Origin of the sequence: Kutzneria sp. NPDC052558 (assembly GCF_044547355.1) — a bacterium.
Classification (GTDB): Bacteria; Actinomycetota; Actinomycetes; order Mycobacteriales; family Pseudonocardiaceae; genus Kutzneria.
Map to the genome: position 1 here is coordinate 1 of NZ_JBIUAG010000029.1, position 25296 is coordinate 25296.

At 70.4% G+C, this 25296-nt stretch carries 24 protein-coding genes; 6 read left to right on the forward strand and 18 right to left on the reverse strand.

Going from position 1 to position 25296, the window contains the following annotated elements; all coding sequences use genetic code 11:
- Positions 1-210: 210 nt before the first annotated feature.
- The 4 genes from ACIG5F_RS37495 to ACIG5F_RS37510 all read right to left on the reverse strand — a co-directional run bounded on the left by ACIG5F_RS37495 (position 211) and on the right by ACIG5F_RS37510 (position 4048).
- Positions 211-1356, reverse strand: coding sequence for a DUF222 domain-containing protein (locus tag ACIG5F_RS37495; RefSeq protein ID WP_396524762.1), 1146 nt, complete (start codon positions 1354-1356; stop codon positions 211-213).
- A 387-nt stretch (positions 1357-1743) separates the two neighbouring features.
- Entirely contained in the window at positions 1744-2538 is a 795-nt protein-coding gene (locus ACIG5F_RS37500) for a maleylpyruvate isomerase family mycothiol-dependent enzyme (protein ID WP_396524763.1), read from the reverse strand.
- A gap of 79 nt (positions 2539-2617) precedes the next feature.
- The gene (locus ACIG5F_RS37505; RefSeq protein ID WP_396524890.1) at positions 2618-3580 is read right to left on the reverse strand and encodes an LLM class F420-dependent oxidoreductase; all 963 of its coding nucleotides are present in this window, start codon (positions 3578-3580) and stop codon (positions 2618-2620) included.
- Between the two features lie 39 nt (positions 3581-3619).
- The gene (locus tag ACIG5F_RS37510) at positions 3620-4048 is read right to left on the reverse strand and encodes a DUF4383 domain-containing protein (RefSeq protein ID WP_396524764.1); all 429 of its coding nucleotides are present in this window, start codon (positions 4046-4048) and stop codon (positions 3620-3622) included.
- Positions 4049-4164: 116 nt separating this feature from the next.
- On the opposite strand from ACIG5F_RS37510, the gene ACIG5F_RS37515 reads away from it, so the two are divergent.
- Entirely contained in the window at positions 4165-4581 is a 417-nt protein-coding gene (locus tag ACIG5F_RS37515) for an ester cyclase (protein ID WP_396524765.1), read from the forward strand.
- On the opposite strand, the gene ACIG5F_RS37520 is transcribed toward ACIG5F_RS37515, so the two are convergent.
- Positions 4576-5046: a DUF6328 family protein gene (locus ACIG5F_RS37520; RefSeq protein ID WP_396524766.1), complete on the reverse strand. Its 471-nt coding sequence runs from the start codon at positions 5044-5046 to the stop codon at positions 4576-4578. The genes ACIG5F_RS37515 and ACIG5F_RS37520 overlap by 6 nt on opposite strands.
- 189 nt (positions 5047-5235) lie before the next feature.
- Between ACIG5F_RS37520 and ACIG5F_RS37525 the strand changes: the two genes are divergently transcribed.
- Positions 5236-5709 (forward strand): hemerythrin domain-containing protein, encoded by a 474-nt coding sequence (locus tag ACIG5F_RS37525; RefSeq protein ID WP_396524767.1) that lies wholly within the window; start codon positions 5236-5238, stop codon positions 5707-5709.
- 30 nt (positions 5710-5739) lie between these two features.
- Here the strand turns inward: ACIG5F_RS37525 and nrfD are convergent, their stop codons facing one another.
- The 4 genes from nrfD to tal all read right to left on the reverse strand — a co-directional run bounded on the left by nrfD (position 5740) and on the right by tal (position 11861).
- Positions 5740-6636, reverse strand: coding sequence for an NrfD/PsrC family molybdoenzyme membrane anchor subunit (nrfD, locus tag ACIG5F_RS37530; RefSeq protein WP_396524768.1), 897 nt, complete (start codon positions 6634-6636; stop codon positions 5740-5742).
- Positions 6633-7424 carry a 4Fe-4S dicluster domain-containing protein gene (locus ACIG5F_RS37535; protein WP_396524769.1) on the reverse strand — a complete coding sequence of 264 codons (792 nt, stop codon included), beginning with the start codon at positions 7422-7424 and terminating at the stop codon, positions 6633-6635. Before ACIG5F_RS37535 ends, nrfD begins: the two co-directional genes overlap by 4 nt.
- A 2-nt stretch (positions 7425-7426) precedes the next feature.
- Positions 7427-10663: a formate dehydrogenase gene (gene fdh / locus ACIG5F_RS37540; RefSeq protein ID WP_396524770.1), complete on the reverse strand. Its 3237-nt coding sequence runs from the start codon at positions 10661-10663 to the stop codon at positions 7427-7429.
- 85 nt (positions 10664-10748) lie between these two features.
- Positions 10749-11861 carry a transaldolase gene (tal, locus tag ACIG5F_RS37545; RefSeq protein WP_396524772.1) on the reverse strand — a complete coding sequence of 371 codons (1113 nt, stop codon included), beginning with the start codon at positions 11859-11861 and terminating at the stop codon, positions 10749-10751.
- A 74-nt stretch (positions 11862-11935) separates the two neighbouring features.
- Between tal and ACIG5F_RS37550 the strand changes: the two genes are divergently transcribed.
- The 4 genes from ACIG5F_RS37550 to ACIG5F_RS37565 all read left to right on the forward strand — a co-directional run bounded on the left by ACIG5F_RS37550 (position 11936) and on the right by ACIG5F_RS37565 (position 15204).
- A complete protein-coding gene (locus ACIG5F_RS37550) occupies positions 11936-12442 on the forward strand; it encodes an IclR family transcriptional regulator C-terminal domain-containing protein (RefSeq protein WP_396524773.1) in 507 nt (168 codons plus the stop codon).
- Positions 12443-12556: 114 nt separating this feature from the next.
- Positions 12557-13339, forward strand: coding sequence for an SDR family oxidoreductase (locus ACIG5F_RS37555; RefSeq protein ID WP_396524774.1), 783 nt, complete (start codon positions 12557-12559; stop codon positions 13337-13339).
- A gap of 135 nt (positions 13340-13474) precedes the next feature.
- Positions 13475-14458: a diacylglycerol kinase gene (locus ACIG5F_RS37560; protein ID WP_396524775.1), complete on the forward strand. Its 984-nt coding sequence runs from the start codon at positions 13475-13477 to the stop codon at positions 14456-14458.
- Between the two features lie 5 nt (positions 14459-14463).
- Complete coding sequence (locus ACIG5F_RS37565) at positions 14464-15204, forward strand: glucose 1-dehydrogenase (protein ID WP_396524776.1); 741 nt, start codon at positions 14464-14466, stop codon at positions 15202-15204.
- Positions 15205-15232: 28 nt separating this feature from the next.
- Here the strand turns inward: ACIG5F_RS37565 and ACIG5F_RS37570 are convergent, their stop codons facing one another.
- The 9 genes from ACIG5F_RS37570 to ACIG5F_RS37610 all read right to left on the reverse strand — a co-directional run bounded on the left by ACIG5F_RS37570 (position 15233) and on the right by ACIG5F_RS37610 (position 25223).
- Positions 15233-16354: a CaiB/BaiF CoA transferase family protein gene (locus tag ACIG5F_RS37570; protein WP_396524777.1), complete on the reverse strand. Its 1122-nt coding sequence runs from the start codon at positions 16352-16354 to the stop codon at positions 15233-15235.
- 2 nt (positions 16355-16356) lie between these two features.
- Positions 16357-18081, reverse strand: a complete 1725-nt coding sequence (locus tag ACIG5F_RS37575) for a class I adenylate-forming enzyme family protein (protein ID WP_396524778.1) — start codon at positions 18079-18081, stop codon at positions 16357-16359.
- Positions 18082-18103: 22 nt separating this feature from the next.
- Positions 18104-18934 (reverse strand): enoyl-CoA hydratase/isomerase family protein, encoded by an 831-nt coding sequence (locus ACIG5F_RS37580; protein ID WP_396524779.1) that lies wholly within the window; start codon positions 18932-18934, stop codon positions 18104-18106.
- Positions 18935-18965: 31 nt separating this feature from the next.
- Positions 18966-19811, reverse strand: coding sequence for an SDR family oxidoreductase (locus tag ACIG5F_RS37585; protein ID WP_396524780.1), 846 nt, complete (start codon positions 19809-19811; stop codon positions 18966-18968).
- Positions 19812-19988: 177 nt separating this feature from the next.
- The gene (locus ACIG5F_RS37590; RefSeq protein WP_396524781.1) at positions 19989-20603 is read right to left on the reverse strand and encodes a TetR/AcrR family transcriptional regulator; all 615 of its coding nucleotides are present in this window, start codon (positions 20601-20603) and stop codon (positions 19989-19991) included.
- Between the two features lie 40 nt (positions 20604-20643).
- Entirely contained in the window at positions 20644-21504 is an 861-nt protein-coding gene (locus ACIG5F_RS37595; protein ID WP_396524782.1) for an SMP-30/gluconolactonase/LRE family protein, read from the reverse strand.
- 28 nt (positions 21505-21532) lie between these two features.
- Entirely contained in the window at positions 21533-22630 is a 1098-nt protein-coding gene (locus ACIG5F_RS37600) for an acyl-CoA dehydrogenase family protein (RefSeq protein WP_396524783.1), read from the reverse strand.
- A 68-nt stretch (positions 22631-22698) separates the two neighbouring features.
- A complete protein-coding gene (locus ACIG5F_RS37605; RefSeq protein ID WP_396524784.1) occupies positions 22699-23859 on the reverse strand; it encodes an acyl-CoA dehydrogenase family protein in 1161 nt (386 codons plus the stop codon).
- Between the two features lie 161 nt (positions 23860-24020).
- Positions 24021-25223, reverse strand: a complete 1203-nt coding sequence (locus ACIG5F_RS37610) for a cytochrome P450 (RefSeq protein WP_396524785.1) — start codon at positions 25221-25223, stop codon at positions 24021-24023.
- Positions 25224-25296 lie beyond the last annotated feature (73 nt).

Here is a 25296-nt window from a genome sequence, read left to right on the forward strand (position 1 = left end):
CCGCCTGCCTCGATACGCAAGAAGCTTATGCCATCGCCCCCCTCCACACAAAATCCACCCTCCGATTGTCGAAGTGGAAAGTCTGTGTTGCCAGTCGCTTTCGCAGGTTACCGGCTTTGTGTTGTTGGAGGGGGAGTTTCGGTCCGCTGTGGAATTGTCAAAGAACGAGTGCGACGGGGGGCGGTAGGGCGGGGTGGGACTGCGTGGTGGTCAGTACTGGTGGGGTTGGGTGGTGTAGTGGCGGCCCTGGGGAGTGACCCAGTGCAGGGTGCCGTCCTCATCCAAGGTGACGGTGTGGTTGCCGTGTTTGATGTGGTGGTGGTGTTGGCAGTAGCCCTTGAGCTGGTCCGGGTTCGTCTTGCCTTTCGGCCAGGGGATGGTGTGGTCGATTTCTTGGATGGGGTTGATGCAGCCGGGGGCGCAGCAGGTGCCGCCGTCGCGGAGTTTGGTGAACTCGCGGCAGCGGGCTGGGGGTTTGTAGAGGTGGGTGGCCATCGCAGCGGCCCGCTGGTACTCATCGAGCAGGACCCCGCGCCACGGGCCGAGCATCGCCAGTTCGCGGGCGGAGTCGGCGGCGATGGGGCCGTAGCCATCCAGCAGGCCCGGGTCCTCGGTCAGGCCCATCAACGTCTCCATGGACAGGGTGACGTGGACCTGGACTTTGCGGTCGATGCCGTAGCCCAGGAACCGGTCCAGGAAGGCGTCGACTCGTTTCTGGTCGGTGGTGCGGCAGTCCTTGCACAGGGCGCGGGCATCAGCGGTGGCGATGTCGTAGCACTGGCGGGCGTCGATCGCGGACATGCGGATCCGCAGCTCGGCCATGCCGTTGGGCAGGGGGTAGAACTCGATCCGGCGTTCCTTGTCGCGGGCCTTCTGGCGGCGCTGCTCGTAGCCGAGCGGGTCGGCCTCGGCGACCAGCTTGGTGGTCCGGCGGGCCAACTGGGTGCGGGTCAGCTCAGCAGCAACATCCACCAGCTGGTCTTCGATCTGGGGGATCGTGGCGGGGTCGAGGTGGACCACCCGCTCGTCCACGGTCTCCAGGCGGCGCAGGTCGATCTCCCCGCGTCGCAGCTGCTCACACAGCCGAGGCAGCCGGTCCAGGACCTGGGCGCGCTCCTGCTGTCGGAACAGGGACTGTTCGGACTCGTGGGTGGCCATGGACATCTCGGCCAGGTCGTCGAAATTCCGGAGAATGCACAGCCGAGCGTGGTCGGCAACCGCCGTGATCTTGCGGGCCATGACGAACGCGGTGACTTGTTGCTCGGGTGTGAGGGTGGAGAGATCCGCGCCAAGGAGCAGGTCCAGTATCGCTCCCGAAGGCTCAGCGGATTCCAGCTCTCGGGTGATTTCTTCCATGCCTCAATCATACGCCCGGTCAAGATCCAAATCGAACCACTAATGGGTGAAGTCCCGTTTCATGCATAATCGCGACGACCCCCTAAACAGCATCACGACCCCACAAACAGCATCACGACGACCCCACCCACAGCACCACGGCGACAATGATCTACACCTTCAGGCTCCGGAGGGTGGATTTTGCGCGGAGGGGGGCGATGGCATAAGCTTCTTGCGTATCGAGGCAGGCGGAGCCTGCCCGATAGCGCCTTGATACGCCATCGCCCAGAGGTCTCCGCGCAAAATCCACCCGGAGTCACTAACCAAACTGCCCCCGGAGTAGCCTGGATAACGCCCCCCTCAAACACCCCTCACCCCATCCCCAATCCGCCGCTTCGACCACCAAGGTCACATCGGCGGCACGAGCGTGAAATAGCGGTTGAGCACCGCGCGGGTTCCGACTATGCCGTGAAGGTCGTCGGCGGGGATTCGGCGCCAGAGGAAGAGCATCAGGTCCGAGGCGGTGCCGAACAGTTCGACGTGGCGGGGCTCGGTGGGGTCGATGAGGCGGACGGCGTCGCCGTCGAACTGCACGGTCCAGACGTCCGGGCCGTCGGTACGGCGGAAGCGGAGGGTTTCGCCCAGCCCGGCCGGGGCCTCGGATTGGGCGCGCCGGAACGCGGCCATGACGGTGAAGGTGTGCTCGATGGCGTCGGCGGCGAGGTCGCCGTCGATCGGCTGGGCCGCCCCGATGGCGTTCTCGGCGTCCCAACGGTGCACGGCCGCTTCGATGGTCTGCATCCGTGACCAGAAGCCGACGGTCCCCTCCGGCGACCACGTCCACACCGGCTCGTCCGGGTCGCGGCTGCTGAACAGCGTTTCCAGCGTCGAGGCCCCGTCTGCGAACCAGTCGACCAGGCCTGGCGGCACGGGACCCTGGTTGGGCGCATGCTCCGGCGCGGGCCAGCCGCTGGTGTCGGCGGGCAGGTTGAGGATGGCGCGGTCGGCCGGGTCGGGGGGCGCGGCCAGCCGCCGCTCGATGATGTGGATCACGAATCGTTGCACGCGGCCCAGGTGTGCCAGCAGGTCCGACGTCGACCAGCCGGGGCAGGACGGGACCGGGGGAGCGCCATCGGCGCCCGCCCGGCGGATCGCGTCCTGGAAGGCCGCGATCTCCCGTCTGAAGTGGGGGACGTAGTCCATGGACATCACTCTGCCACTCGCGCGGTCTCCAACTCGCGCAGGCAAACGGCTCGGCGCGCGGTGATGTCCTGGGGTCGGGTCAGCGCTCGCGGAGCGCCGGAAGCAGTTCCTGCTGGGCGAAGGTGAAGAAGTCGTCCTGGTGGTCGCCGCCGATCTGGACCAGGGCCACGTCGGTGAAGCCGGCGTCGAGGAACGTCGACACGGCGTCGACGATCGGCTTGACTTCCGGTCCGCACGGGATCGAGGCGGCGACGTCCTCGGGGCGCACGTGCTGGGTGGCGCCGGCGAAAGCGGTCGGCCCGGGCAGTTCGGAGTTGACCTTCCAGCCGCCGCTGAACCAGCGGAACTGCTCGTGGGCGCGCTGGACGGCCGCGGCCTCGTCCCGGTCGAAGCAGACGGGCACCTGGCCGATGATCCGGTCGGCGTCCGGCGCGGCCTGCCGCCAGGCCTGGCACAGCGCCTCGTCGGGCTCGACGGCGATCATCAGGTCGGCGCTGGGCGCGAACAGCTCCACCGACTGCTGGCCCGACACCGCGACGCCGACCGGCACGCGCTGCTCGGGCAGGTCCCACAGCTTGGCCGAGTCGACCCGGAAGTGTCGCCCGGCGAAGTCGAGGTGGCCGCCGTTGAACAGGCGGGAGATGATCTCCAGCGCTTCGCTGAGCATCTCGTGCCGCACGTTGACCGGCGGCCATCCCCGGCCGGTCACGTGCTCGTTGAGGTTCTCCCCGGAGCCGAGCCCGAGCGTGAACCGGTTGTCGGACAACAGTTGCACGGTCGCGGCCTGCTGGGCGACGACGGCGGGGTGGTAGCGCATGGTGGGGCAGGTGACGTAGGTCATCAGCCGAACGCGTTCGGTGGCCTGGGCGACCGCGCCGAGCACCGCCCACGCGTTGGGGGCGTGTCCCTGCTCGGCCAGCCATGGGGAGTAGTGGTCGCTGATCACTTCGAAGTCGAAACCCGCCCGCTCGGCGCGGACCGCGTGTTCGACCAGGTCACGCGGGCCGGCCTGTTCGGTCATCAGGGTGTAGCCGATCATGATCAGTGTCTCCTCCGATGGCGAGGGTGTGGTAGCCGTACGTCATTTCGCCGCGATCCCGCGCTTGCGCTGCGCGGCGGTCGCGCCCACGGTGATGGCGATGACCAGTGCGACGACGGCGATGCCCAGGTGCAGCCAGGAGTCGGCCTGGTTGAACTGCCAGCCGTCCGGGGTGCGCTGGCCCTGGATGTTGGCCCCGTAGAGAAAAGCGGCGCCGTAGGCCAGCAGTTGCAGCACGGCGAAGGGAAGGACGAGTCGGCGGCGCACGCTCACCAGCACGGCGAGCAGGCCGGTGATGGCGAGGGCGATCGCGTGCAGTTGGTTGATCTGGAAGCCGGCGACGACGGCGACGTCCCCGGGCGGGGTCGGCACGAACCCCGCTACGACGCCGAGCAGCATCAGCAGGATCCCCTCTGCCAGCAGGATGAGCCGGCTCGCGTCGGCGCGGCTGCGGAAGCTCGTCTCGGTCATGACGGGGGCTACCCGCTTCCGTTCGGGTTATCCGGGTTGTGACGGGGTAGTGCCAGTGGAGGGGAAGCCGACGTCGCCCCGACCAGTGGACTACGACAACGCGAAGGATGCCGGCGATGACTCGGGAACAGAACGTGCGGACCCTCCGGCTGCTGCTGGACCTGGTGAACAGGCAGGCGTTCGACCGCCTCGACGAGGTGTACGCCTACGACCTGGTCGACCACGACCCGGCGCCGGACCACGGCGGCGGTTTCGAGGGCCTGCGGCGGTCGTTTGTCGGTTTGAGCGAGTGCTTTCCGGATCTGCACCTGGAGGAGGACGTCGTCATCGCCGACGGCGAGTTCGTGGCGATGGTGTACCGGCTGAGCGGGACCCAGCGCGGCCGCTTCCACGGCGTGGCCGCCACCGGACACCGGGTGGAGACCCGGGGCATGGTGATGGCGCGGTTCGCCGACGGGAAGATCGCCGAGCGCTGGGGCGCCGTCGACGATCTGGCCATCCTGGGCCGCCTCAACGTCTCCGTCCCGTCATGAGCGCTCGCCGTCGAACGTCTTCGGCCAGGCGAACCACAGCAGGGCGAACAGCAGCCCGATGACCCCGCCGAGCACGGCGCCGACGATCCCGCCGAACACGACGTAGCCGATCAGCAGCACGGCGCCGGACATGGCCGCGGCCAACAGGATCAGGCCGATCACGACGAATCTGCTCGCGTGGTTGACGATGGACTCGCGGGCGCCCCGTCGGAACAGCAGTCGGTGCCAGGCGGCCGGGGCGATGAGGAAGCCGACCGAGGCGGCGGTGAGCAGCACGACAACCACGTGCGTGACGTGCACGAAGTCGCCGGCCTTGCGGTAGCTGTCGGTGAACACGACCGACAGCAGGAAACCGAACAGGACCTGCACGCCGTTCTGGGCGACGCGCAGCTCCTGCAACAGTTCGCCGACGTTGCGGGCCAGACGCTGCTGGGTGTCCCGTTCCGGGCTGCTCTCGCTGGTCATGGGCCTCCTCCGGGGTTGCCGGCCGGATACCCGCTGCGCGTGGCTTCTCACCCGCTGGGGAGGCGGGCGGCGCTCGCTCGGGCGTTTCGGATCGTTCGAACCGGGCAATTCCCTGACCGGGCCCCGCCGCCCACCGATCCGCTCCGACCGGCGACGGCGGGGCTTGTCGACTTTCGGGAGGAGTCAACCGTGACCACCGACGCCATCGTGTTGCTGAAGGAAGACCACAAGACCGTCGAGGGCCTGTTCAAGAAGTTCGAGCAGGCCGGCGACCGAGCGTTCGTCACCAAGCGGCGGCTGGTCGACTCCATCGTCAGGGAGCTGACCACGCACGCCTACATCGAGGAGACGATCTTCTATCCGGCCGCCAGGGAGGCGGTGCCGGAAACCGAGGATCACGTGCTGGAGAGCGTCGAGGAGCACCATGTGGTGATGTGGATGCTCTCGGAGCTGGACAAGCTGGCGCCCGAGGCGGAGAACTTCGACGCCAAGGTGACGGTGCTGATCGAGAACGTCCGCCACCACGTCGAGGAGGAGGAGCAGGACTGGTTCCCCCAGGTGCGCAAGGCCATGGGGCGCAAGCAGTTGCAGGAACTGGGCGCACGCATGGCCGACGCCAAGGCGGCCGCGCCGAGCGACCCGCTGGCAGTGGGGAGCGCGTGACGAATCGCCCCATGAGGACCGGAGTCGGCGTCACGATTTCTGTGGCGTGACGGTGTATTTCGGGTCCTCGGCCGACTGCACGCCGGCTTGGAACACTCCGAGCCGGGTGCAGACGGAACCGGCCAGCAGGGCGGCGCCGGCGACGGCGGCGGCGAGGCGACTGCGGCGGCCCAGCACGGCGCCGGTGACCGCGCCGCCGATCGTCAGCACCTCGGCGGCCTTGAGCAGTTTCCCGGCGGCGCCCTGGTGGTGGGTCTCGGCGATCATGCCCAGGCTCGACCGCATCCGGTGCATGGCAACGGTTTCGAGAGCCGCGCCGAACACCGCCGCGCGGCGGGCCGGACCGGCCTCGGCGGGGCCGGCGGTGATCATGCCGAGCCCGGCGGCGGCCGCTGCGGCCGAGCCGACGAACACGAACGGCATCTCCCGGTAGCCGCCGTGCCAGGCGGGCGTCGCGGTGTCGGAGATCAGCACCGCCGTGTACGAGGCGACCGCCGGCCCGAGCAGGGCCGCGCCGACGGTGGCGGCGCGGCCGACGCCGGGGAACAGGCCGGTGACCGAGGTCGCCGCCGCCACACCGGCCGCCGGGCCGTAGCCGGCGAGCAGCCAGGAGCCGACGCTCATCGGCGAGGTCGGCTTGAGGACCCGGAGCATGTTGACGAACCGGGCCGGCCGGCCGAGGTCGTGCACCAACGCCGCCGCCGAGGCCGAGATTGCCCCGAGCGCGGCGATCTTCCCGGCGCGTGCCAGCACCGGCCGGCCGGTGAGGTCGGCCCCGGCGGCGAGCACCGAGGACGCGCCGGCCAGGCCGCCGAGGAACAGGTAGCCGCCGATGTCGACCGGGGACCAGACGGCCGCCTTCACCACCGGTCGGCCGTAGTAGGAGTCCGGCGTGGCCGGCTGCCGGAACGGGCTGTGGTCCCTCATCGCCGGCCTCCGAAGAACGTCGCCGCCAGGCCGGCCAGCAGAGTCGCCGCGGCCACGCCCGCGTGCCGCCACATCGACGGCAGATCCCGGGTCGTGACAACGGGATCCGGCGGCAGTCCGTACACCTCGGGCTCGTCCAGCAGCAGGAAGAACGCGCCGGCCCCGCCGACCCCGTCGTCCGGGCTCTCGCCGTACAGCCGGGCCTGCTCGACCCCCTGCGCACGCAGTTCTTCGACGCGGGCGGCGGCCCGGTCGCGCAGCTCGTCGAGCGGGCCGAACTGAATGGACTCGGTAGGGCATGTCTTGGCGCAGGCCGGTTCCTGGCCGGCGCCGAGCCGGTCGTAGCACATCGTGCACTTGAAGACGCGGCCGTCGTCCTCCCGCTTGTCGATCACCCCGTAGGGGCAGGCCGGCACGCAGTAGCCGCAGCCGTTGCAGACGTCCTGCTGCACCACGACGGTGCCGAACTCGGTGCGGAACAGCGCGCCGGTCGGGCACACGTCCAGACAGGCGGCGTGGGTGCAGTGCTTGCACACATCGGAGGACATCAGCCACTGGAAGTCCGGAGTGGACTGTCCGATCGTCGGCATGCCCAGGTCCACGGCCGGTTTCTCGACGAACGCCACGTGCCGCCAGGTGTCGGCGCTCAGCCCGCCGGTGTTGTCGAAGGAGTTGCCGGTGAAGGAAAGGCCGTCCTCCGGCACCGCGTTCCACTCCTTGCACGCCACCTCACAGGCCTTGCATCCGATGCAGACGCTGGTGTCGGTGAAGAAGCCCATCCGCTCCATGCTCACACCTCCATGCCGGTGTGGTCGGTGATGCCGGCCTGCCGCTGGTATTCGCGGACGAGATCCAGGCGGGCCCGTCCGCGCGGGCGGCGGCCGGGCTGGATGTCGGCGGTCAGCGCCTTGTCCTCCTGGATGTGCGCGTTGGGGTCCAGGGCGATGGCGGTCAGCTCGTTGGCCGCGTCGCCGGTCGTGAGGCCGTTGGGGCCCCAGTGGTACGGCAGGCCGATCTGGTGCACCTCGCGCCCCTGCACGGTCAGCGTGGGGACGCGATCGGTCACCAGCACCCGCGCCTCGATGGCGTTGCGGGCGGTGACGATCGTCGCCCACCCGCCGTGCTCGAGGCCGCGTTCCTCAGCCAGCCGCGGCGACACCTCGCAGAAGAACTCCGGTTGCAGCTCGGCCAGATACGGTGTCCACCGGGTCATGCCGCCGGCGGTGAAGTGCTCGGTGAGCCGATATGTCGTGACCACGTAAGGGAAAACCGGCGACCCGGTGGGGTGGTAGCGGTTGTGTTCGCTGTCGAGCACCAGCCGGCTCGGGTCGCGCTGCTGCGGGTAGAGGGCATTGACGAACGGCGAGTCCTGGGGCTCGTAGTGGGTGGGCAGCGGGCCGTCGTCCAGGCCGGCCGGGGCGTACAGCCAGGCCTTGCCGTCACCCTGCATGATGAACGGATCCCGGCCGCCGAGGGCGTCCGCGCCCCGGGCGTCCTCAGGCGGCTCGTAGTCGGGCCGCTTGTCGGCGTCGAAGTCGGGCACGTCGTGGCCGGTCCACTTCCCGCCGTCCCACCAGATCAGGCGTTTCCTTTCGCTCCAGGGCTTTCCGTCCGGATCGGCGGACGCCCGGTTGTAGAGGATCCGCCGGTTGGCCGGCCACGCCCACGCCCACTGCGCCGCGATCCAGTCCTGCTCGTGGCCGGGCTTGCGGCGGGCGGCCTGGTTGACGCCGTCAGCGTGCACCCCGCAGTAGATCCAGCAGCCGCACGAGGTCGAGCCGTCGTCCTTGAGTTCCTTGTAGGAGCCCAGATGCCTGCCGTCGGCGTCGAAGCCGTTGATCTCGGCCAGCACCGCGGCGGCGTCCGGCTCCGCCTGCTCGCCCAGCAGCGGGTAGTCCCAGGTGAGGTCCAGCACCGGGCGGTCGCGGGGATCGGTGGACCCGGCCAGCTTCTCCCGGATGATCCGGCCGAGGTGGAACATGAACCACAGGTCGCTGCGGGCGTCGCCGGCCGGCTCGACGGCCTGCTCGTGCCACTGCACCCAGCGGTTGGTGTTGGTGAACGTGCCGGACTTCTCGGTGTGCGCGGCGGCCGGGAAGAAGAACACCTCGGCCCCGATGTCGGCGGTGCGCAGCTCGCCGGACTCGATCTCGGGGCCGTCCTGCCACCAGGTGGCGCTCTCGATCAGCGAGAAGTCCCGCACCACCAGCCACTCCAGGTTGGCCATGCCCAGCCGCTGCATCTTGGCGTTGGCCGAGCCGACGGCCGGGTTCTCGCCCATCAGGAAGTAGCCCTTGCAGTTGCCGGCGATCTGCTCCATGACCGTGTCGTACGTGGCGTGCGAGCCGGTGATGCGCGGCAGGTAGTCGAAGCAGAAGTCGTTGTCCGGCTGGGCTTTGTCGCCCCACCAGGCCTTGAGCAGGCTCACCAGGTAGGAGCGCATGTAGGCCCAGTAGCCGGTCTCGGCGGCGTCGGCCTCGACGAAGTCGTCCAGCGTCTCGTCGGCGTGCGCGTGGGGCATCGGGATGTAGCCGGGCAGCAGGTTGAACAACGTGGGGATGTCGCTGGAGCCCTGGATGCTGGCGTGCCCGCGCAACGCCTGGATGCCGCCGCCGGGCCGGCCGATGTTGCCCAGCAGCAGTTGCAGGATCGAGGCGGTGCGGATGTATTGGGAGCCAACGGTGTGCTGGGTCCAGCCGACGGCGTAGGCGAAGGCGCTGGTGCGGTCGCGGCCGGAGTTCTCGGTGAGCGCGTCGCAGACGGCATGGAACTTCTCGATCGGCGTGCCGCAGATCTCGGAGACCAGCTCGGGCGTGTAGCGGGCGTAGTGGCGTTTGAGGATCTGGAAGACACAGCGCGGGTTCTGCAGCGTCGGATCGGTCTGCGGCCTGCCGGTCAGGCCGACGCCGCCGGAACCCCGGCCCTCGGCCTTGCCGGCGCGGTGCTGGCTCTCACCGCCGCTGCTGTGCTCGTTGTAGCCCTGGTCGCGATCACCGGTGGCGGCGGTCATCTCCACGCCCTCGTACTGCCAGGTGTCGAAGTCGTAGTGCCGCGTCTGCTCGTTGAAGCCGGAGAACACGCCGTCGAGGTCCTCGGTGTCGCGGAAGTCCTCCCGCACGATGGTGGCGGCGTTGGTGTAGTTGACCACGTAGTCGTGGAAGTGCTTGCCGGTGCTGAGCACGTGGTTGATGACGCCGCCGAGGAAGGCGATGTCGGTGCCCGGCCGGATCGGCACGAACAGGTCGGCCAGCGCGCTGGTCCGGCTGAACCGGGGATCGACGTGGATGATCTTCGCGCCGCGGGCCTTGGCCGCCATCACCCACTGGAAGCCGACCGGGTGCGCCTCGGCGAAGTTCGAGCCCTGGATGACGATGCAGTCCGAGTGCTGGAGGTCCTGGAGGAACATCGTCGCCCCACCCCGGCCGAACGAGGTGCCGAGGCCGGCGACGGTGGCGCTGTGGCAGACCCGGGCCTGGTTCTCCACCTGGACCACGCCCAGCGCCGTGAGGAGCTTCTTGATCAGGTAGTTCTCCTCGTTGTCCAGCGTGGCCCCGCCGAGGCTGGCCAGCCCCATCGTGCGCGCCACCCGGACGCCGTCCTGCTCGTCCTGCCACCCCTGCGCCCGCGCCTTGAGCACACGGTCGGCGACCATCTCCATGGCCTGGTCCAGGGGGATCTCCGCCCAGTCGGCGGCGTGCGGGGCGCGGTAGAGCACCTTGTGCCGACGGGACTCGCCGGTGGTGAGCTGGAGGCTGGCCGCCCCCTTGGGGCACAGCCGGCCGCGACTGACCGGGGAATCGGGATTGCCCTCGATCTGCACGACCTTGTCGTCCTTGACGTACACGTTCTGGCCGCACCCCACCGCGCAATACGGGCATACCGACTTGGCCACGCGGTCGGCCGTCTCGGTCCGGGCGGTCAGGCCACGCGTGGCGGGGGAGGTGACTGCCGAACCGCGGCCCAGCGGGTCGTCGCCGTGCAGCTGCCGGTACACCGGCCAGGACCCGATCCACCGGCGAACGCCCACTGTTGGCTCCTCGGGTTCGACAACCGATGACTCCGGCTACCCGGCGCGCCGGCGGACTATGCGGGCAACGCTGCCCGGGATCCGGTCACGCCGGGTGCAGCGCGGCGCTCACGGTCTCCTCGAGCTGCCCCCAGCTCTGCTCGAACTTGGCCACGCCTTCCTGTTCGAGCTGGTCGGCGACCTTGTCGACGTCGATGCCGTAACGGGTCAACAGGTCCAGCAGATGCCGGGCCTCGTCGTAGTGCGGCCGGATGGTGTCGCCGAGGACGCGGCCGTGGTCGGCGAAGGCCTCCAGGGTCGCGCCCGGCATGGTGTTCACGGTGTCCGGCGCGACCAGTTCGGTGACGTACATGGTGTCGGGGTAGGCGGGGTCCTTGACACCGGTCGATGCCCACAGTGGACGTTGCGGATTCGCGCCCAGCTCCGCCAGCGCGCGCCAGCGGTCGGAGGCGAGCAGGTCTTCGTAGGCCTGGTACGCCACGCGTGCGTTGGCGATCGCCGCTCGGCCGCGCAGTTCCTGCGCCCGCGGGTCGTTCGTGCGGTCCAGCCGGGCGTCGATCTCGGTGTCGACGCGGGAGACGAAGAACGACGCGACCGACCGGATGCCGCCGAGGCTGATCCCGGCCTCGTGGGCCCGTTCCAGCCCGGTCAGGTAGGCGTCGACGACCGCGAGGTACCTGGCCACGGAGAAGATCAGCGTCACGTTGACGCTGATGCCCGCCGCCGTGGCCTCGGTGATCGCCGGCAGGCCCTCGTCCGTGGCCGGAATCTTGACGAACAGGTTCTCCCGGTCGACGGCTCGCCACAGCAGCCGGGCCATCTCCACCGTCGCGTCGGTGTCGTGGGCCAGGCGGGGAGCCACCTCGATCGACACCCGGCCGTCCTTGCCGCCGGTGCGCAGGTAGGTGTCGACGAGGGCGTCGCAGCCGGCGCGCACGTCGTCGGTGGTGATGGTGAAGATCGCCTCGTCCGCGCTGACCCCGAGCTTGGCGAGCTCGCGCAGCTGGTCGTCGTAGCGCTCGCCCCGGGACAGCGCGGAGGCGAAGATGGTGGGGTTGGTGGTGACGCCGACGACGTGCCGGTCGGCGATCAGCGAGGCCAGCCGGCCGCCGGCGAGCAGCTCCCGGGACAGGTCGTCGAGCCAGACGGAGACGCCCTCGGCCGACAGGTCGGCCAGTGGGTCATGGATACCGGTCATGGCTATGGGCTGCCCCGGACAGTCGGGCCGAAACCGCCCCTCCCTACGAGACGAGCTGGCGGCGCCACACCGAGGTGCCCACCGCCGACCCGCGGGGCCAGGCCCTGCACGACTTCGCGCCGTTCCTCGGCGACCTGCTGCTCAAGACCGGCCTGACCAGCAGCCTGGCCGTGCTCAAGGGTTCGATGGTGGTATTCACGCATCGCGTGCACGGCCACGGCGGGGCGTGGACGCCCAGCGACGAGAACGGCTGCGAGCGGGCCGCCGACACCGCGGCCGGCCGGTTGCTGCTGGCCTACAGCACCGAGGCGTCGCGGCGCCAGTTCGACGATTGGGGCGACAATTCGGATCAATCCGCACAATTGGTCCGGCACTTGCGCAAGATTCAACAGCAGCCCTACTCGGTGCGGGTCGGGGCCACCACCACCTGCCTGGCCGTGCCGCTGTACCGCAACGACGAGGCCCCCGACGTCGCGCTCGTGGTCAAGGGCCGCAGCAAGGACTTCGACCAGCGCCACGTCCTGTCGCAGCTGCTGCTCGTGGCCGACGCCGCGGCCAAGTCCGTGCGGGCCCGCTGCTAGTCGGGTGAGTGTCGCTCAGCCGCCGGCCGGCGCGTCCCGATCGGGATCGGCCATTGCTGGACTGCCGTCCTGACGATAGTGTGGACACGTGTCCAGTCAGATGTGTACGAAGCGATGAGGTTCCAGCATCCCGACCGCCGGCCGGCCGTGGTCACCGGGGCGTCCTCGGGTATCGGCGCCGCCGCCGCGCTGGCCCTGGCGGCCGCCGGGTGCCCGATCGCCCTGGGCGCCCGGCGCGTGGACCGGTGCGCCGAGGTGGCCGAGCGGATTCGGGCCGCCGGCGGCGAGGCCGTCGTGCACGCCCTCGACGTCACCGACCCGGACTCGGTCAAGGCCTTCGCCGAGCAGTCGACCCGGTCGCTCGGCGACATCGAGGTCGTCGTGAGCAACGCCGGCGGCCTCGCGGTGGGCGCGGTCCACGAGGTCGACACCGACGAGTTCGGCCGCGAGATCGACGTGAACCTGATGGGCGCGCACCGGTTGGTCCGCGCGTTCGTGCCAGCCATGGTGGGCCGCCGGCGCGGCGACATCGTGTTCGTCTCCTCCGACGTTGCGCGACGGGCCCGGCCGTTCACGTCGGCCTACACCGCGTCGAAGTGGGGCCTGGAGGGCATGGCCCACGCGATGCAGATGGAGCTGGAGGGCACCGGCGTGCGCGCGTCGATCGTGCGTCCCGGGCCGACACGCAGCGAGATGGGCACCGGCTTCTCGGCCGAGGAGTTCGAGTTCCTCATCGCCAAGTGGCAGGTGTGGGGCCACGCCCGCCATCCCCGGGCGCTGCGGGCGTCGGCCATCGCCGACGCCATCGTGTCGGTGGTGTCCGCGCCGCGGGGCGTTCACCTCAACGCGGTCGAGATCTCGCCCGAAGCCTCCGTCGTCGACCCGGAAGAGCCGTGACCCGTGGGCCGCGCCTGGCCTGGTGCGAGGACGGCGACACCGATCCGTGTCGCTCAGGTGGGCACCGGGAACGCCGGCCGGCTGGCGCTGGCCTAGCTCATCGAGGACCCGAGGTTCGACCTCACCGGGGTCTGCGTGTCCGCCGAGGCCAAGGCCGGCCAGGACGCGGCCGCGCTCGCCGGCCTCGACGCCGCCACCGGCGTAGAGGCGACGCTCGACCTCGCCGCCGTGCTGGCCGCCGAACCGGACTGCGTCGTCTACTGCGCCTTGGGAGACAACAGGCTTGCGGCGGCCCTGGCCGACTGCCGGCAGATCCTGGCGGCCGGCTGCAACGTCGTGGGAACCGCGCCGACCGTGCTCGTCCACCCCTGGGGCGTTCTTCCCGACGAGTACGTCGAACCCCTGGAATCCGCCGCACGGGCGGGCGGTGCGAGCCTGTTCGTCAGCGGCGTGGATCCGGGATTCGCCAACGACCTGATCCCGTTCGCGCTCACCGGCACGTGCCGGCTGGTCGAACAGGTGCGTTGCCTGGAGATCGCCGACTACGCGAGCTACGACGGCGCAGCCGTGCTGTTCGACGTCATGGGCTTCGGCGCGCCGCCGGAGCGGACGCCGATGCTGCTGCGTCCCGGCGTGCTCAGCCTCGCCTGGGGCGTGACCATCCGCCAGCTGGCGGCCGGTCTCGGCGTCGAACTCGATGACGTTGTCGAGTCCTACCAGCGTGAGCCGGCGCCGGAAGCCTTCGACGTCGCCGCCGGCCACATCCCCGAGGGCGGGCTCGCCGCCCTCCGGTTCGAGGTCTGCGGCATGGTGAACGGACGGCCCGCCGTCATCGTCGAGCATGTGACGCGATTGCGCGGGGATCTCCGTCCCGACTGGGCTCAGCCGGCCCGGCCGGGCGGCTCCTACCGGGTCGAGATCGTGGGAGAGCCCTCCTACACGGTGGACATCTGTCCCAGCAGTCGCTTCGGCGACCACAACTACGCCGCCATCCTGGCGGGTGTGGGCCGGGTCGTGAACGCGATTCCCGCGGTGGTGGCGGCCGAGCCCGGCATCCGCACGACGCTCGATCTGCCGCTGGTCACCGGCAACGGGCTGTTCGTCGACAACGAGAGGTGAAGGTCATGGGACGTGTTGGCGGCAAGGTCGCCCTGATCAGCGGCGGAGCGCGGGGCATCGGCGCGGCGGACGCCCGCCTGCTCGTCGCCGAGGGCGCCAAGGTGGTGATCGGCGACATCCTCGACGACGAGGGGAAGGCGCTGGCCGAGGAGCTTGGGCCCGACACGCGCCACGTCCATCTCGACGTGACCCGACCCGACCAGTGGGCGGCCGCGGTCGACGCGGCGGTGGGGGAGTTCGGGAAGCTGGACGTCCTGGTCAACAACGCCGGCATCGTCAACGGAAGCTCGCTCCAGAAGTTCGACCTCGGCCAGTGGCGGCGGATCATCGACGTGAACCTCACCGGCACGTTCCTGGGCATGCGGGCCGCCGCCGACGCGATCATCGCGGCCGGCGGCGGCTCGATCGTCAACGTCTCGTCCATCGAGGGCCTGCGGGGGACGCCCTGGGCCCACGGCTACGTGGCGTCGAAGTGGGCGGTGCGCGGCCTGACCAAGTCGGTGGCCCTGGAACTGGCGCCGCACGGCGTGCGGGTCAACTCGATCCACCCCGGCCTGGTCCGCACGCCGCTGACCGAGGGCATCCCGGACGACATGATCACCATTCCGCTCGGCCGGCCCGGCCAGCCGGCGGACGTCGCCAACTTCGTGCTGTTCCTGGCCAGTGACGAGTCCTCGTACGCGACCGGCGCCGAATTCGTCGTGGACGGCGGCGCCGTGCAGTGCATCCCGCACAAGGCGGGATAGCGACGGGGACGAGGCCGCGGCCACCGGTCTAGGAGTCCGTGTCTCCTGTCCACTGCCGGATCACCTCGGCCAGCGCCGCGGTCCGCGAACCAGGCGGTGTGGGCTGCGCACAACGACTTCGGCCGAACATCTGGGCCGGCATCGTCTGGGCCGGCATCGTGTGGGCCGGCATCGTGTGGGGCGGATCGGCGAAGAGCCGCCGATGACGAAGCTGTTGTTCTTCGAGGGCGTCGTCCATCGACAGCACGGGAGTGAGGCAGGCGTCGGCGCCGGCGAACCGCGCGCACCAGGTGTCCCGTGGCTCGGCCTTGAAGGTCTGGGCGAATATCTGCCGCAGTTCGGGCCAGCGGCGGCGGTCATCGCGGTCGGGAAGCGCGGCGGCGTCGAGTCCGAGGCCGGCCACGAGGATCTCGTAGAACTTGTGTTCCAGGGCTCCGACCGCGACGAATTCCCCGTCGGCGCACTCGTACACGCCGTAGAAGGGGGCGCCGCCGTCGATGAGGTTGGCTGACCGCTGCGGCTCCCACACGCCCATGGCGCGCAGGCTCCAGATCTGCTGCGCCAAGGTGCTGATCCCGTCGACCATGGCCACGTCCAGCACCTGCCCGAGCCCGGACCGCGTTCGCTCGTGCAGCGCGGCGAGGATGCCGGCGAGCAGGAACAGCGAGCCCCCGCTGAGATCGCCGATCAGGTTGAGCGGCACCGACGGCCGGTCAGGTTCGCCGATCGCGGCCAGCACCCCGGTGACGGAGACGTAGTTGATGTCGTGGCCCGCGGTCGCGGCGCGCGGACCGTCCTGGCCCCAGCCCGTGATGCGCGCGTAGATCAGCTGTGGGTTGACGGTGGTGACGGTCCGCGGGCCCAATCCGAGCTTCTCGACGGTTCCCGGCCGGAAACCCTCGATGAGCACATCGGCGAACCGAAGCAGGTCAAGGGTTTCCGCCACGTCGTCCGGACTCTTCAGATCCGCCGCGACCACCGTCCGGTTCCGCAGCTGCGCGTCCCCGACCAGGTCCTGCGGTGTCCCGTCGGCGGCCTTGCGGACGATGCGGACGACGTCGGCGCCCCAGTCGCCGAGCATCATCGCCGCGTGCGGCCCCGGTCCGAACCCGGCCAGTTCCACGACCCGGACTCCTGCGAGTGGTCCCATGGTCACCCCTCGACAAGTCGTTGCCGCACCGCGAACCGGTGGATCTTCTCGCTGGCGTTGCGCGGCAGCGGCGTGTCGGTCAACGTGATGTGTTTGGGCACCTTGAACTTCGGCAGCACCGTGCGCAGGTGCCGGCGCAGCTCCGCTTCGGTCAGATCGCAGTCCGCGAACGGGTGGCAGACCATCGCGAGTTCCTCGCCCATGGCGTCGTCGGGGACGCCGACGACGGCCACCTCCTTGACCCCGGGATGCAGGTACGCGGCGTTCTCGACCTCGACGGGCGCGATGTTCTCGCCGCCGCGGATGACGATCTCCTTGCTGCGCCCGCTGATGTGGAGGAACCCGTCGTCGTCCAGGTGTCCGAGATCGCCAGTGCGCAGCCAGCCGTCGCTGGTGAACGCGTCGCGGGTCAGCGCGTCCGCTCGCCAGTACCCCGGCGTCACCGTGACGCCGCGCAGCTGGATCTCGCCGTCTCCGGACAGCGCCGGCGATCGATCGTCGAGCGGCTCGACGCGGATTTCGATGATGGGGGAGGGGATCCCGCACGACAGGGGTTTGAGATCGAACACCGCGCCGCTCATCGTCGCGCCCACGGTGGTGGTCTCGGTCAGGCCGTAGCCCGCGGCCCGCGCGACGATGCCCAGTTTGTCGCGCAGCAGGTCGGGCAGGTCGACCGGGGTGGCGGCGCCGGCGGCGGACACGCGGATGAGCGTCGAGAGGTCGTGGCGCGCGACCGCCGGGTGGGTCAGCAGGTCCTTGACTATCGCGGGCACACTCGACAGCGTCGTCACGCCCTCGGTCTGGATGAGCGTCAACGCGGTCGCGGCGTCCCACTTGCGCATGAGCACCACCTTGTGCCCGAGCACGCACGGCAGCAGCAGGCCGCTGAACAGCCCGGTCGCGTGGAACAACGGCACCGTGATCAGCTGCGCCTCGCCGCCGGGGCTGCCCAGTCCGCCGGCTCCACCGAGCCGCATGTTCACGAACCCGGTGAGAAGCATGTTCATCAGGGTTTGACCCGCGACGACATTGCGGTACACGACGCCCTTGGGACGGCCCGTGCTGCCCGAGGTGTAGAGCAGCATCGCCACATCCGCGGGGTCCGCGACCACCCGCGGGACGGCCCCGTCCGAGCCGGTGGTGATCAGCTCGCGGATCGGCGGCAGAGTCAGGCCGGACCGCGCGGCGGGCCCGTCGACCGCGCTGAACAACACCGGAATCGCGGCGGCGACCGGCGAATCGGCGATCAGCTCGGCTCTGCGCAGATCCACGGCCAGCACCGATGCGGCGCAGTCGTCCAAGGTGTACTCGAGCTCCGCCCGCGAGCCCCAGCTGTTGATCAGGACGACCACCGCGCCCACCTGCACGGCCGCGGCGAAGACGATCAGCCAGTCGGGACAGTTGCGCATCGCGATGGCGACCCGGTCGCCTGGCGCCACGGCGAGGCGGTCGTGCAGCACGGTGGCCAGCGCGTCCACGGCGGCGAAGAACTGCTCGAAGGTCCAGCGTTCGTCCTCGAAGACCAGGAAGTCGGCCGCGCCGCGGCCGCGTCCCGCGTCCAGCACATCGAGGACGGTGGCCGGCGCGTTCGTGTAGGCGCGGTAGGTGCTGCCGTCAAGCTGAGTCTCGCTCACCTCGAACGCCGCGCCCGATGCGGTCAACTCCGCGATGATGTCGTGCACCAGTGCCGCGGTGACGGTCGGTTGGCTGGTGTCCGGTGCGGTCATCGCCTTGCTCTCCCTTCGATCGTCAGGAGGGGCCGTCGTCCGCGCGGAACGCGGCGAACGCGTCCGCCAGGTCGCCGGTGCAGGTGCACATGACCTGGGTCCGGTTCTCCACGTCGAGGGCGTGCCGGAGGCTGGGGGCGTCGACGTTCTGCCACATGGTCTCCTTGGTCATCCACACCGCGAACGGCGGGTGGCCGGCGATCTCACGGGCCTTGTCGATCGCGCGCTCGACGAGTCCTTCGCCGTCGACCACCTCCAACACCAGGCCGATGGCAGCGGCTTCGGCCGCGTCGAAGACCCGCCCGGTGAGCATCAGCTCAGCGGCCCGGGAGGCGCCCACCAGCCGCGGGAGGTGATAGCTGGTGCCCATGTCGCACGCCGAGACGCCGTAGCGGATGAACACCGCGCCGAAGCTGGCGTTGGCGCTGGCATAGCGGATGTCGCACGCCAGCGCGAGCGCGAAGCCGCCGCCGACGGCGGCGCCGTTCACGGCGGCGATCACGGGCTGGCGCAGGCGATGGATCTTCTCGAACGCGGAGGCCATCAACTCCTGCGCGGCCATCGTGACGACAACGGGCGCGGCGGCGCGAGCCTGGAGCGACGCGTGCGGGGTGGCATCGGTGTCGGTGAAGTCCTCGGCCGCGGCCTTGATGTCGGCCCCGGCGCAGAACACCGTGCCGTTGCCGGTCACCACGACGGCGCGGACCGCGGGGTCGCCGTTGATCGAGTCGAGGGTTCGGTGCAGCGCGGCCAGCGTCTGGGAGTCCAGCGCGTTGCCGCGTCGTGGTCGGTCGATGGTCAGGACGGCGATGGCGCCGCCGTCGAGACGCTCGACCGTGATCGCGGAGGACATCAGCAGGCCGCCGTCGGTGCTGGCTTGTCCACTATCGCATCCTTCCCATCGATTTCGCGGCTTTCCTCGATCGCACGGAAGCGACGACGCCGCCGTCGACCAACAGATCGGCGCCGGTGATGAAACCCGCGTGCGGCCCGAGCAGGAACGCGGCCGCGTCGGCGATGTCGTCGGGGGTGCCGGCCCGGCCGGCGGCGGAGTCGTCGATCATCCGGCGCATGACATCGCCCTGCTCGCCCGCCAACTCCTCGTGGCTCATCGCGGTGAAGACGATGCCGGGGCTGATGGAGTTCACCCGCGCCCGTCGCGCGCCCCAGCGCACGGCCGCGTGCTGAACGCGCAACATGTTGCCGCGCTTGGCAATGCCATAGGCGGCCGCGGGGTGGTCGATCCGATCGGGCCCGAGGAACTCCAGGGCGAGCAGTTCGGAGGTCGGCGTGATGGCCAGGGCTCGTTCGTGCTCCTTCGGCAAGGGCGGCAGGAGGTGACCGGCCATGCTCGCCACCACCACGGCGGCGCCGCCGGGTGCGACGACCCGGGCGAATTCGTCCAGCACGAGCGCGGTGCCGACCAGGTCGACGCGGAGGATGACGTCGACCGGCGCCTGGGCCGGCGACAGGGCCGCCGTGTGCGCGATGGCGGTGACCGGGCCGAGTTCGGCCGCCGCGTCCGCGAGGGCGGCTACCGACTCCGGCGTCGACACATCCACGGCGCGAACGTGCACACTGTGGCCTTCGCCGCGAAGCGCCTGGGCCGCCCGGTCCAGCGTCTCCGGGTTGGCGTCGCCCAGCAGCAAGGTCTTTCCGCTGCCGAGCCGGCGGGCGATGGCCAGGCCCATGCCGCCAGTGCCGATGATCACGACGATCTCTCGCCGCATGACGCCCCTTCCGCTGATCAAGAGACCGGACCTGGACACGTGGTCGACGATCCCGGGATCCGAAGCCACCGCCCGAGGGAGAAATCTCGGCCGACTGCGATACGCCGCACGTCCGGAACGGTGGTTGGACAGTTGTCTGGACAGTACTGCGGTCCACTGCCCGTCACAAGAGTCCACTCAGGAGCAGCGGGCCATCGCGCCGTCGAGGCCGGTGGTGACGAAATCCAGGCAGGCGCCGACGTAACGCTCGCGGGACGCGTCGTCGTCGGCCGGCGCCATGGCGAGCACCTGCGTCAGCGTGGCGAAGGCGATCGCGAAGCGCAGCAGCCGATCGCCGTCCGGCACGTCCGGGTAGGCGCGGGACAGCAGCCGCACCTGCATCTCCCGCATCTCGGGCCAGATCCTGGACGAGTCACGCCAGGTCAAGGTGGAAACCACCTTGAGCCAGCGCGGGCCTCGCACCGGGTCCGCGGTGACGGCCGCCAGCAGCGGCGTCGCGGCCAGGTCGACCAGCTCACGCGACGTGGGCGGCTCCGCGCGGTCCAGCAGCGCCTTGGCCTCCACGGCGATGGCCTCGTTGACTGCCGTGCCGAGCCGGCCGATGACCGCGTCGAGCAGCGTCTGCTTCGAGCCGAAGTGGTAGTGCACCGCGGAGGGCGCCAGCCCGGCGTGCCGGTTGACCTCGCGGATGGAGACCGAATCCACGCCACGTTCGGCGAACAGCTGCTCGGCCGACTCGACCAGCCGCGCCCGGGTCCGGTCGCCGTCCCAACCGGTGCCGCCCTTCGACAACGAGCCACTCCTCCCGAACCGACCACACAGGTCACCAGTATCACCCACATCCCGGCACAGCGACGTCGACCGCGCCGACGAAGCCCGTCGGCTCGGTCAGGGGCGCGTAGAAGTCCAGGTTCGCCGTCGCCACCACGTACAGCGTCCGGCGGTGCGTCCCGCCGAGGGCGACCGCCAGCGGGTGGCCGCCGTCGATCGGGAACGCGTCGGTGAGCCGCCCCCGCGCGTCGATCCGAACCACCCTGGCCCCGATCGGATCGGCGATCCACAGCGCGCCTTCGACGTCCAGGGCGATGCCGTCCGGCACGCCGAAGGGGAGCTGACTGCCGGGCGCGGGCGGCACCCGCACATGCTCGCCGTGATCCACCACCGCGCCGGCGTCGTCGAACCGGAGGAAATACACCCGGCCGGCAGCGGGTTCGGCGACGTACACCGTCTTCTCGTCCCGGCTGAGCACGATCCCGTTGGGGCCCATCAGGTCCGGGCCGACGGTGTCGACCTTGCCGTTCGGACGCACCCGGATGACCGGCACCGCGCGCGGCGGCTCGCCCTTCCAGTGGTCGTTGCCCAGTTGCGTGACGTACGCCGTGCCGTCGCGGGCAACGGCCATGTCGTTGCAGAACGACGGCGAGTACGGGGAAAGGTCGGCGACCACCTCGACGCCGTCGCCGATCGCGAGCAGCCGCCGCCCCGGCATGTCCACCGCCAGCAGCCGGCCGTCGGGGGCGAAGCCGATGCCGGACGGTTCGGTGTCCAGCCGGGCGAATTCCTCGCCCGAACCGTCCTCGAGGTACCGTCGCACGACCCGGCCCGTGATGTCCACGACCCACAGGCGACCGTCGTGCCAGCGCGGCGACTCGGGAAAGAACAGTCCGTCAGCGAATCTCAGGATCTCAGCCACGTTGCTGAACCCCTTTCACGGTGGGCCGTCAGACGCCGAGCGCTCGTCCGATCGCGTCGCGGTGCCGCGCCGGGTCGCCGAACATCAGCTCCGAGCTCTTGGCGCGCTTGAGGTACAGGTGTGCCGGGTGCTCCCAGGTGAACCCGATCCCACCGTGGATCTGGATGTTCTCGTTCGCGACCCGGGTGTAGGCGGTCGAGCAGAACGCCTTGGCCAGGCCGGCCGCCAGCCGGAGGTCGTCCGCGTCGGTCGCGGAGGCCGCGATCGCGTGGTAGGCGACAGCCTTCGCCTGTTCCACCAGCACGAGCATGTCCGCGCACCGGTGCTTGACCGCCTGGAAGGAGCCGATCGCGCGGCCGAACTGGAACCGGCTCTTCGCATGGTCCACGGCGAGTTCCAGCACCCGCGCCGCCCCGCCGGCCTGTTCCATGGCGAGTGCGGCGGCGGCGTGGTCGAGCACGGTGCGCATCACCTCCCCGGCGAATGCCGGGTCGCCGACCGGCGTGGCCGCAACCGCGTGAAAACTCATGCGCGCCAGCCGCCTCGTCCGGTCCAGCACGGGAAGGCTCTCCCGCACCAGTCCGGGCGCGTCCGTGTCGACGGCGAACATGCCGAGGCCCTGCGGCGTTCGCGCCAGCGTGAACACCACGTCCGCGTCCATGCCGTCCAGCACATAGCTTTTCGTCCCGGTGAGCGACCATCCGGGTGTCGCGGCGAGCGTGACGGCATCCCAGCCCTCGTCCTCGGCGACGGCGACCGTGGCGACGAGTTCGCCGGACACGATCGCCGGCAGATACCGTTGCTGCGCGGCCCGATCGCCGCTGCCGAGCAGCGCCTGGCGCGCGAGCACCGCGGTGGCGAAGAACGGCGCGCACACCAGCGCGCGGCCCATTTCCTCCAGCACGACGCCCAACTCGACGGCGGAACCGCCCGCGCCGCCGAACTCCTCCGGCACCGCGAGCCCCAACAGCCCGAGCTGCTTGGCCATCAGCCGCCATGCGTCGCGGTCGAACCCGGAGTCGGCCGCCATCCACTCACGGACCCGGGCCTGCGGGGAAGTGGCGGCCAGGAACTCGCGCACCGTGGCCCGCAGGGCCTCGTGTTCTGCCGACAGGACCAGTGTCACGACGCGCTCCCCGGTGTCGGGCGCGCGCGGCGCGGCCGGTTCTCGGACGTCATCCTCGCCGCCTTCGTCTATCGGGGAATCTCGTTCCAGGGCACGTCCTTGTCGAGCCGGACCTCGCCGGGCAGGCCGAGGATCCGCTCGCCGACCGTGGTGCGCATCATCTCGGACGTCCCGCCCTCGATGGTGAAAGCCCTGGTGCGCAAGTACTTCTTCGACGGGGACCGCAGGTCGTGGCCCTCGGCCCGGCGCATCGGGTAGCCGTCCGGGTGCAGCAGGCCGGCCGGGCCCTGGAGATCGAGGATGGCCTCGGCCACGCGCTGGCCCATCTCGGCGGACGCCAGCTTCGCGACGGCGCCCTCCGGCCCCTGGACGCCGGCGTTGCTCATCGCCGCGGCCCGCTGCACCGACAGCCGGACCGCCTCCGCCTCGACCCAGAGCCGTAGCACGCGGTCCCGCACGGCCGCGTCCACCGCCGGCTCGGTCCGCTTCCGCTGCCGCCACGCGTCCAGCAGCTCGGCCGGCTGGGACACGTCGGCGCCGCCGATGGCGGCACGCTCGTTGGCCAGCGTGGTGATCGCGACCCGCCAGCCGTCACCCTCGGCGCCGAGCAGTTGGGCGGCGGGGACCCGCACCTGGTCGAGGAAGACCTCGTTGAACTCGGCCTCGCCGGTCAGCTGGTACAGCGGCCGGACCTCGATGCCCGGCGATCGCATGTCCACGAAGAAGTACGACAGCCCACGGTGTTTGGGCCGCGTCGGATCGGTTCTGGCCAGCAGCAGCCCGTAGCGGGCCCGGTGCGCCAGGGTGGTCCAGACCTTCTGGCCGGTGATCACCCAGTCATCGCCGTCGCGGACCGCCCTGGTCGCGACGCCCGCGATGTCCGAGCCCGCGCCCGGCTCGGAGAACATCTGGCACCAGACGTCCTCGCCGGTGAAGATGCGCCGCAGCAGTCCCGGCCGGAACTGCTCGGCGGCCCACTCCCGCAGGGTGGGGGCGGCCATGCCGAGCCCGATCGGGTTCACCACCAGGTCGAGCGGCGGGATCCCGTTGGCGTGGAAGGCGTTCGCGATCACGGCCTGCGCGGCCCGGTCCAGCCCCAGCCCGCCGAGGCCGACCGGGAAGTGCGCCCAGGCCAGTCCCGCGTCGAACTGCGCGCCGCGGAACCGGACCCGGTCGGCGTGGTAGTCGTGGGTGGCGAGCAGGTCCTCGACCCTGTGCTCCAGCTCCACAATGGACTCCTCTGGAGTGTCCGCGGAACATCGGGAAGTCGTCGGTCGGTGATCCATGTCACGTTAACAAGAGCACTTGATTGAGTCAACTGATTGGATCACTTGATACAGAGGGCGTGGAGCGGCGCCCGCGTCGCCGGCGGCGACCTGGCGCCCGCGGATCACCGCGTCACCGCGCGCACCGGCAGCGCGGCGAAACCGCGGACGTTGGTGGAGTGCACGCGCACCGCCCGGGACTCATCGATGTCCAAAGAGGACACTCGGGACACCAGTTCGGTGAGGGCGACCCGGGCCTCCAGTCGGGCGAGGTGCGCGCCGAGGCAGAAGTGGGGGCCGCCGCCGAAGCTGGCCAGTTGCGTCGGCTGGCCGCGGTCGATGTCGTAGGTGTCGGCGGCGGGGAAGACGCGGCTGTCGCGGTTGGCCGACCCGAGCAGCAGCAGGAGTCGCGCACCGGCCGGCACGGTCCGACCGTGGTACTCGACCTCCGTGGCGACGGTGCGCGCGATGAGCTGGCTGGAGGTGTCGTACCGCAGCGTTTCCTCGATCCAGTCGGGGATTCGCCCCGGATCGGCGAACGGCTTGGCCAGCTGGTCGGGATGCCGCCAGCCCCAGTACACGGCGTTGCCGAGCAGCTTGGTCGTGGTCTCGTTGCCGGCGACCACCATCAGGAACAGGAAGCCGATGATCTCCTCGTCGGTCAGCCGGTCGCCGTCGATCTCGGCGTCCAGCAGCGCGGAGGTGAGGTCCTCGGTGCGGGTCCGCCGCCGTTCGGCCAGCATCTCCAGGTAGTACCCGACCAGATCCAGCGCGGCCGTCATCGCCGCCGGCGGCACGTCGAGCACGCCCTCCTCGCGGTGCATCACGACGTCGGCCAGGCCGCGCAGCCGGTCGCGGTCGGCCGGCGGCACGCCGATGAGCTCGGAGATCACGTCCATCGGCAGCTTGCCGGCGAAGTCGGCGATGAAGTCGAACTCGCCCCCGGCGAGCGCGGCGTCGAGGTGCTGCCGAGTGAGTTCCAGGACGCGGTCTTCGAGGCGTTGCACGCGGCGCGGCGTGAAGCCCTGGGACACCAGCAGCCGCAGCCGCATGTGCCGTGGATCGTCCATGGCGAGGAACGACATGGTCCTGTGCGCGTTCGGCCCGTACGCGGCGGGGTCGAGCGAGACGCCGTTCGCGCTGGACAGCCTGGCGCTGTCGCGGAAGGCGGCCAGCACGTCGTCATGCCGGGACAGGGCCCAGAAGTCCAGTTCCTCGTTGCGGTACAGCGGCGCCTCGTCGCGCAGCCGAGCGTACGTGGGGTACGGATCCTCGTGGAACCGGTAGTCGTACGGATTGAACTCGATCGCCCGAATCTCGCTGGACATGTGTCTAGACGCTAGTGCAGGTGTGGCGACGCCGCAACCTTGTCGATGGTGTGGACAGCTGTCTAGACTGGTG

What these genes read in the sequence shown, in the direction of transcription:
- ACIG5F_RS37495 (WP_396524762.1), bottom strand. Translation starts at nt 1,356, where the DNA reads ATGGAAGAAATCACCCGAGAGCTGGAATCCGCTGAGCCTTCGGGAGCG.
- ACIG5F_RS37500 (WP_396524763.1), bottom strand. Translation starts at nt 2,538, where the DNA reads ATGGACTACGTCCCCCACTTCAGACGGGAGATCGCGGCCTTCCAGGAC.
- ACIG5F_RS37510 (WP_396524764.1), bottom strand. Translation starts at nt 4,048, where the DNA reads ATGACCGAGACGAGCTTCCGCAGCCGCGCCGACGCGAGCCGGCTCATC.
- ACIG5F_RS37515 (WP_396524765.1), top strand. Translation starts at nt 4,165, where the DNA reads ATGACTCGGGAACAGAACGTGCGGACCCTCCGGCTGCTGCTGGACCTG.
- ACIG5F_RS37520 (WP_396524766.1), bottom strand. Translation starts at nt 5,046, where the DNA reads ATGACCAGCGAGAGCAGCCCGGAACGGGACACCCAGCAGCGTCTGGCC.
- nrfD (WP_396524768.1), bottom strand. Translation starts at nt 6,636, where the DNA reads ATGAGGGACCACAGCCCGTTCCGGCAGCCGGCCACGCCGGACTCCTAC.
- ACIG5F_RS37535 (WP_396524769.1), bottom strand. Translation starts at nt 7,424, where the DNA reads ATGGAGCGGATGGGCTTCTTCACCGACACCAGCGTCTGCATCGGATGC.
- tal (WP_396524772.1), bottom strand. Translation starts at nt 11,861, where the DNA reads ATGACCGGTATCCATGACCCACTGGCCGACCTGTCGGCCGAGGGCGTC.
- ACIG5F_RS37555 (WP_396524774.1), top strand. Translation starts at nt 12,557, where the DNA reads ATGAGGTTCCAGCATCCCGACCGCCGGCCGGCCGTGGTCACCGGGGCG.
- ACIG5F_RS37565 (WP_396524776.1), top strand. Translation starts at nt 14,464, where the DNA reads ATGGGACGTGTTGGCGGCAAGGTCGCCCTGATCAGCGGCGGAGCGCGG.
- ACIG5F_RS37570 (WP_396524777.1), bottom strand. Translation starts at nt 16,354, where the DNA reads ATGGGACCACTCGCAGGAGTCCGGGTCGTGGAACTGGCCGGGTTCGGA.
- ACIG5F_RS37575 (WP_396524778.1), bottom strand. Translation starts at nt 18,081, where the DNA reads ATGACCGCACCGGACACCAGCCAACCGACCGTCACCGCGGCACTGGTG.
- ACIG5F_RS37580 (WP_396524779.1), bottom strand. Translation starts at nt 18,934, where the DNA reads ATGTCCTCCGCGATCACGGTCGAGCGTCTCGACGGCGGCGCCATCGCC.
- ACIG5F_RS37585 (WP_396524780.1), bottom strand. Translation starts at nt 19,811, where the DNA reads ATGCGGCGAGAGATCGTCGTGATCATCGGCACTGGCGGCATGGGCCTG.
- ACIG5F_RS37610 (WP_396524785.1), bottom strand. Translation starts at nt 25,223, where the DNA reads ATGTCCAGCGAGATTCGGGCGATCGAGTTCAATCCGTACGACTACCGG.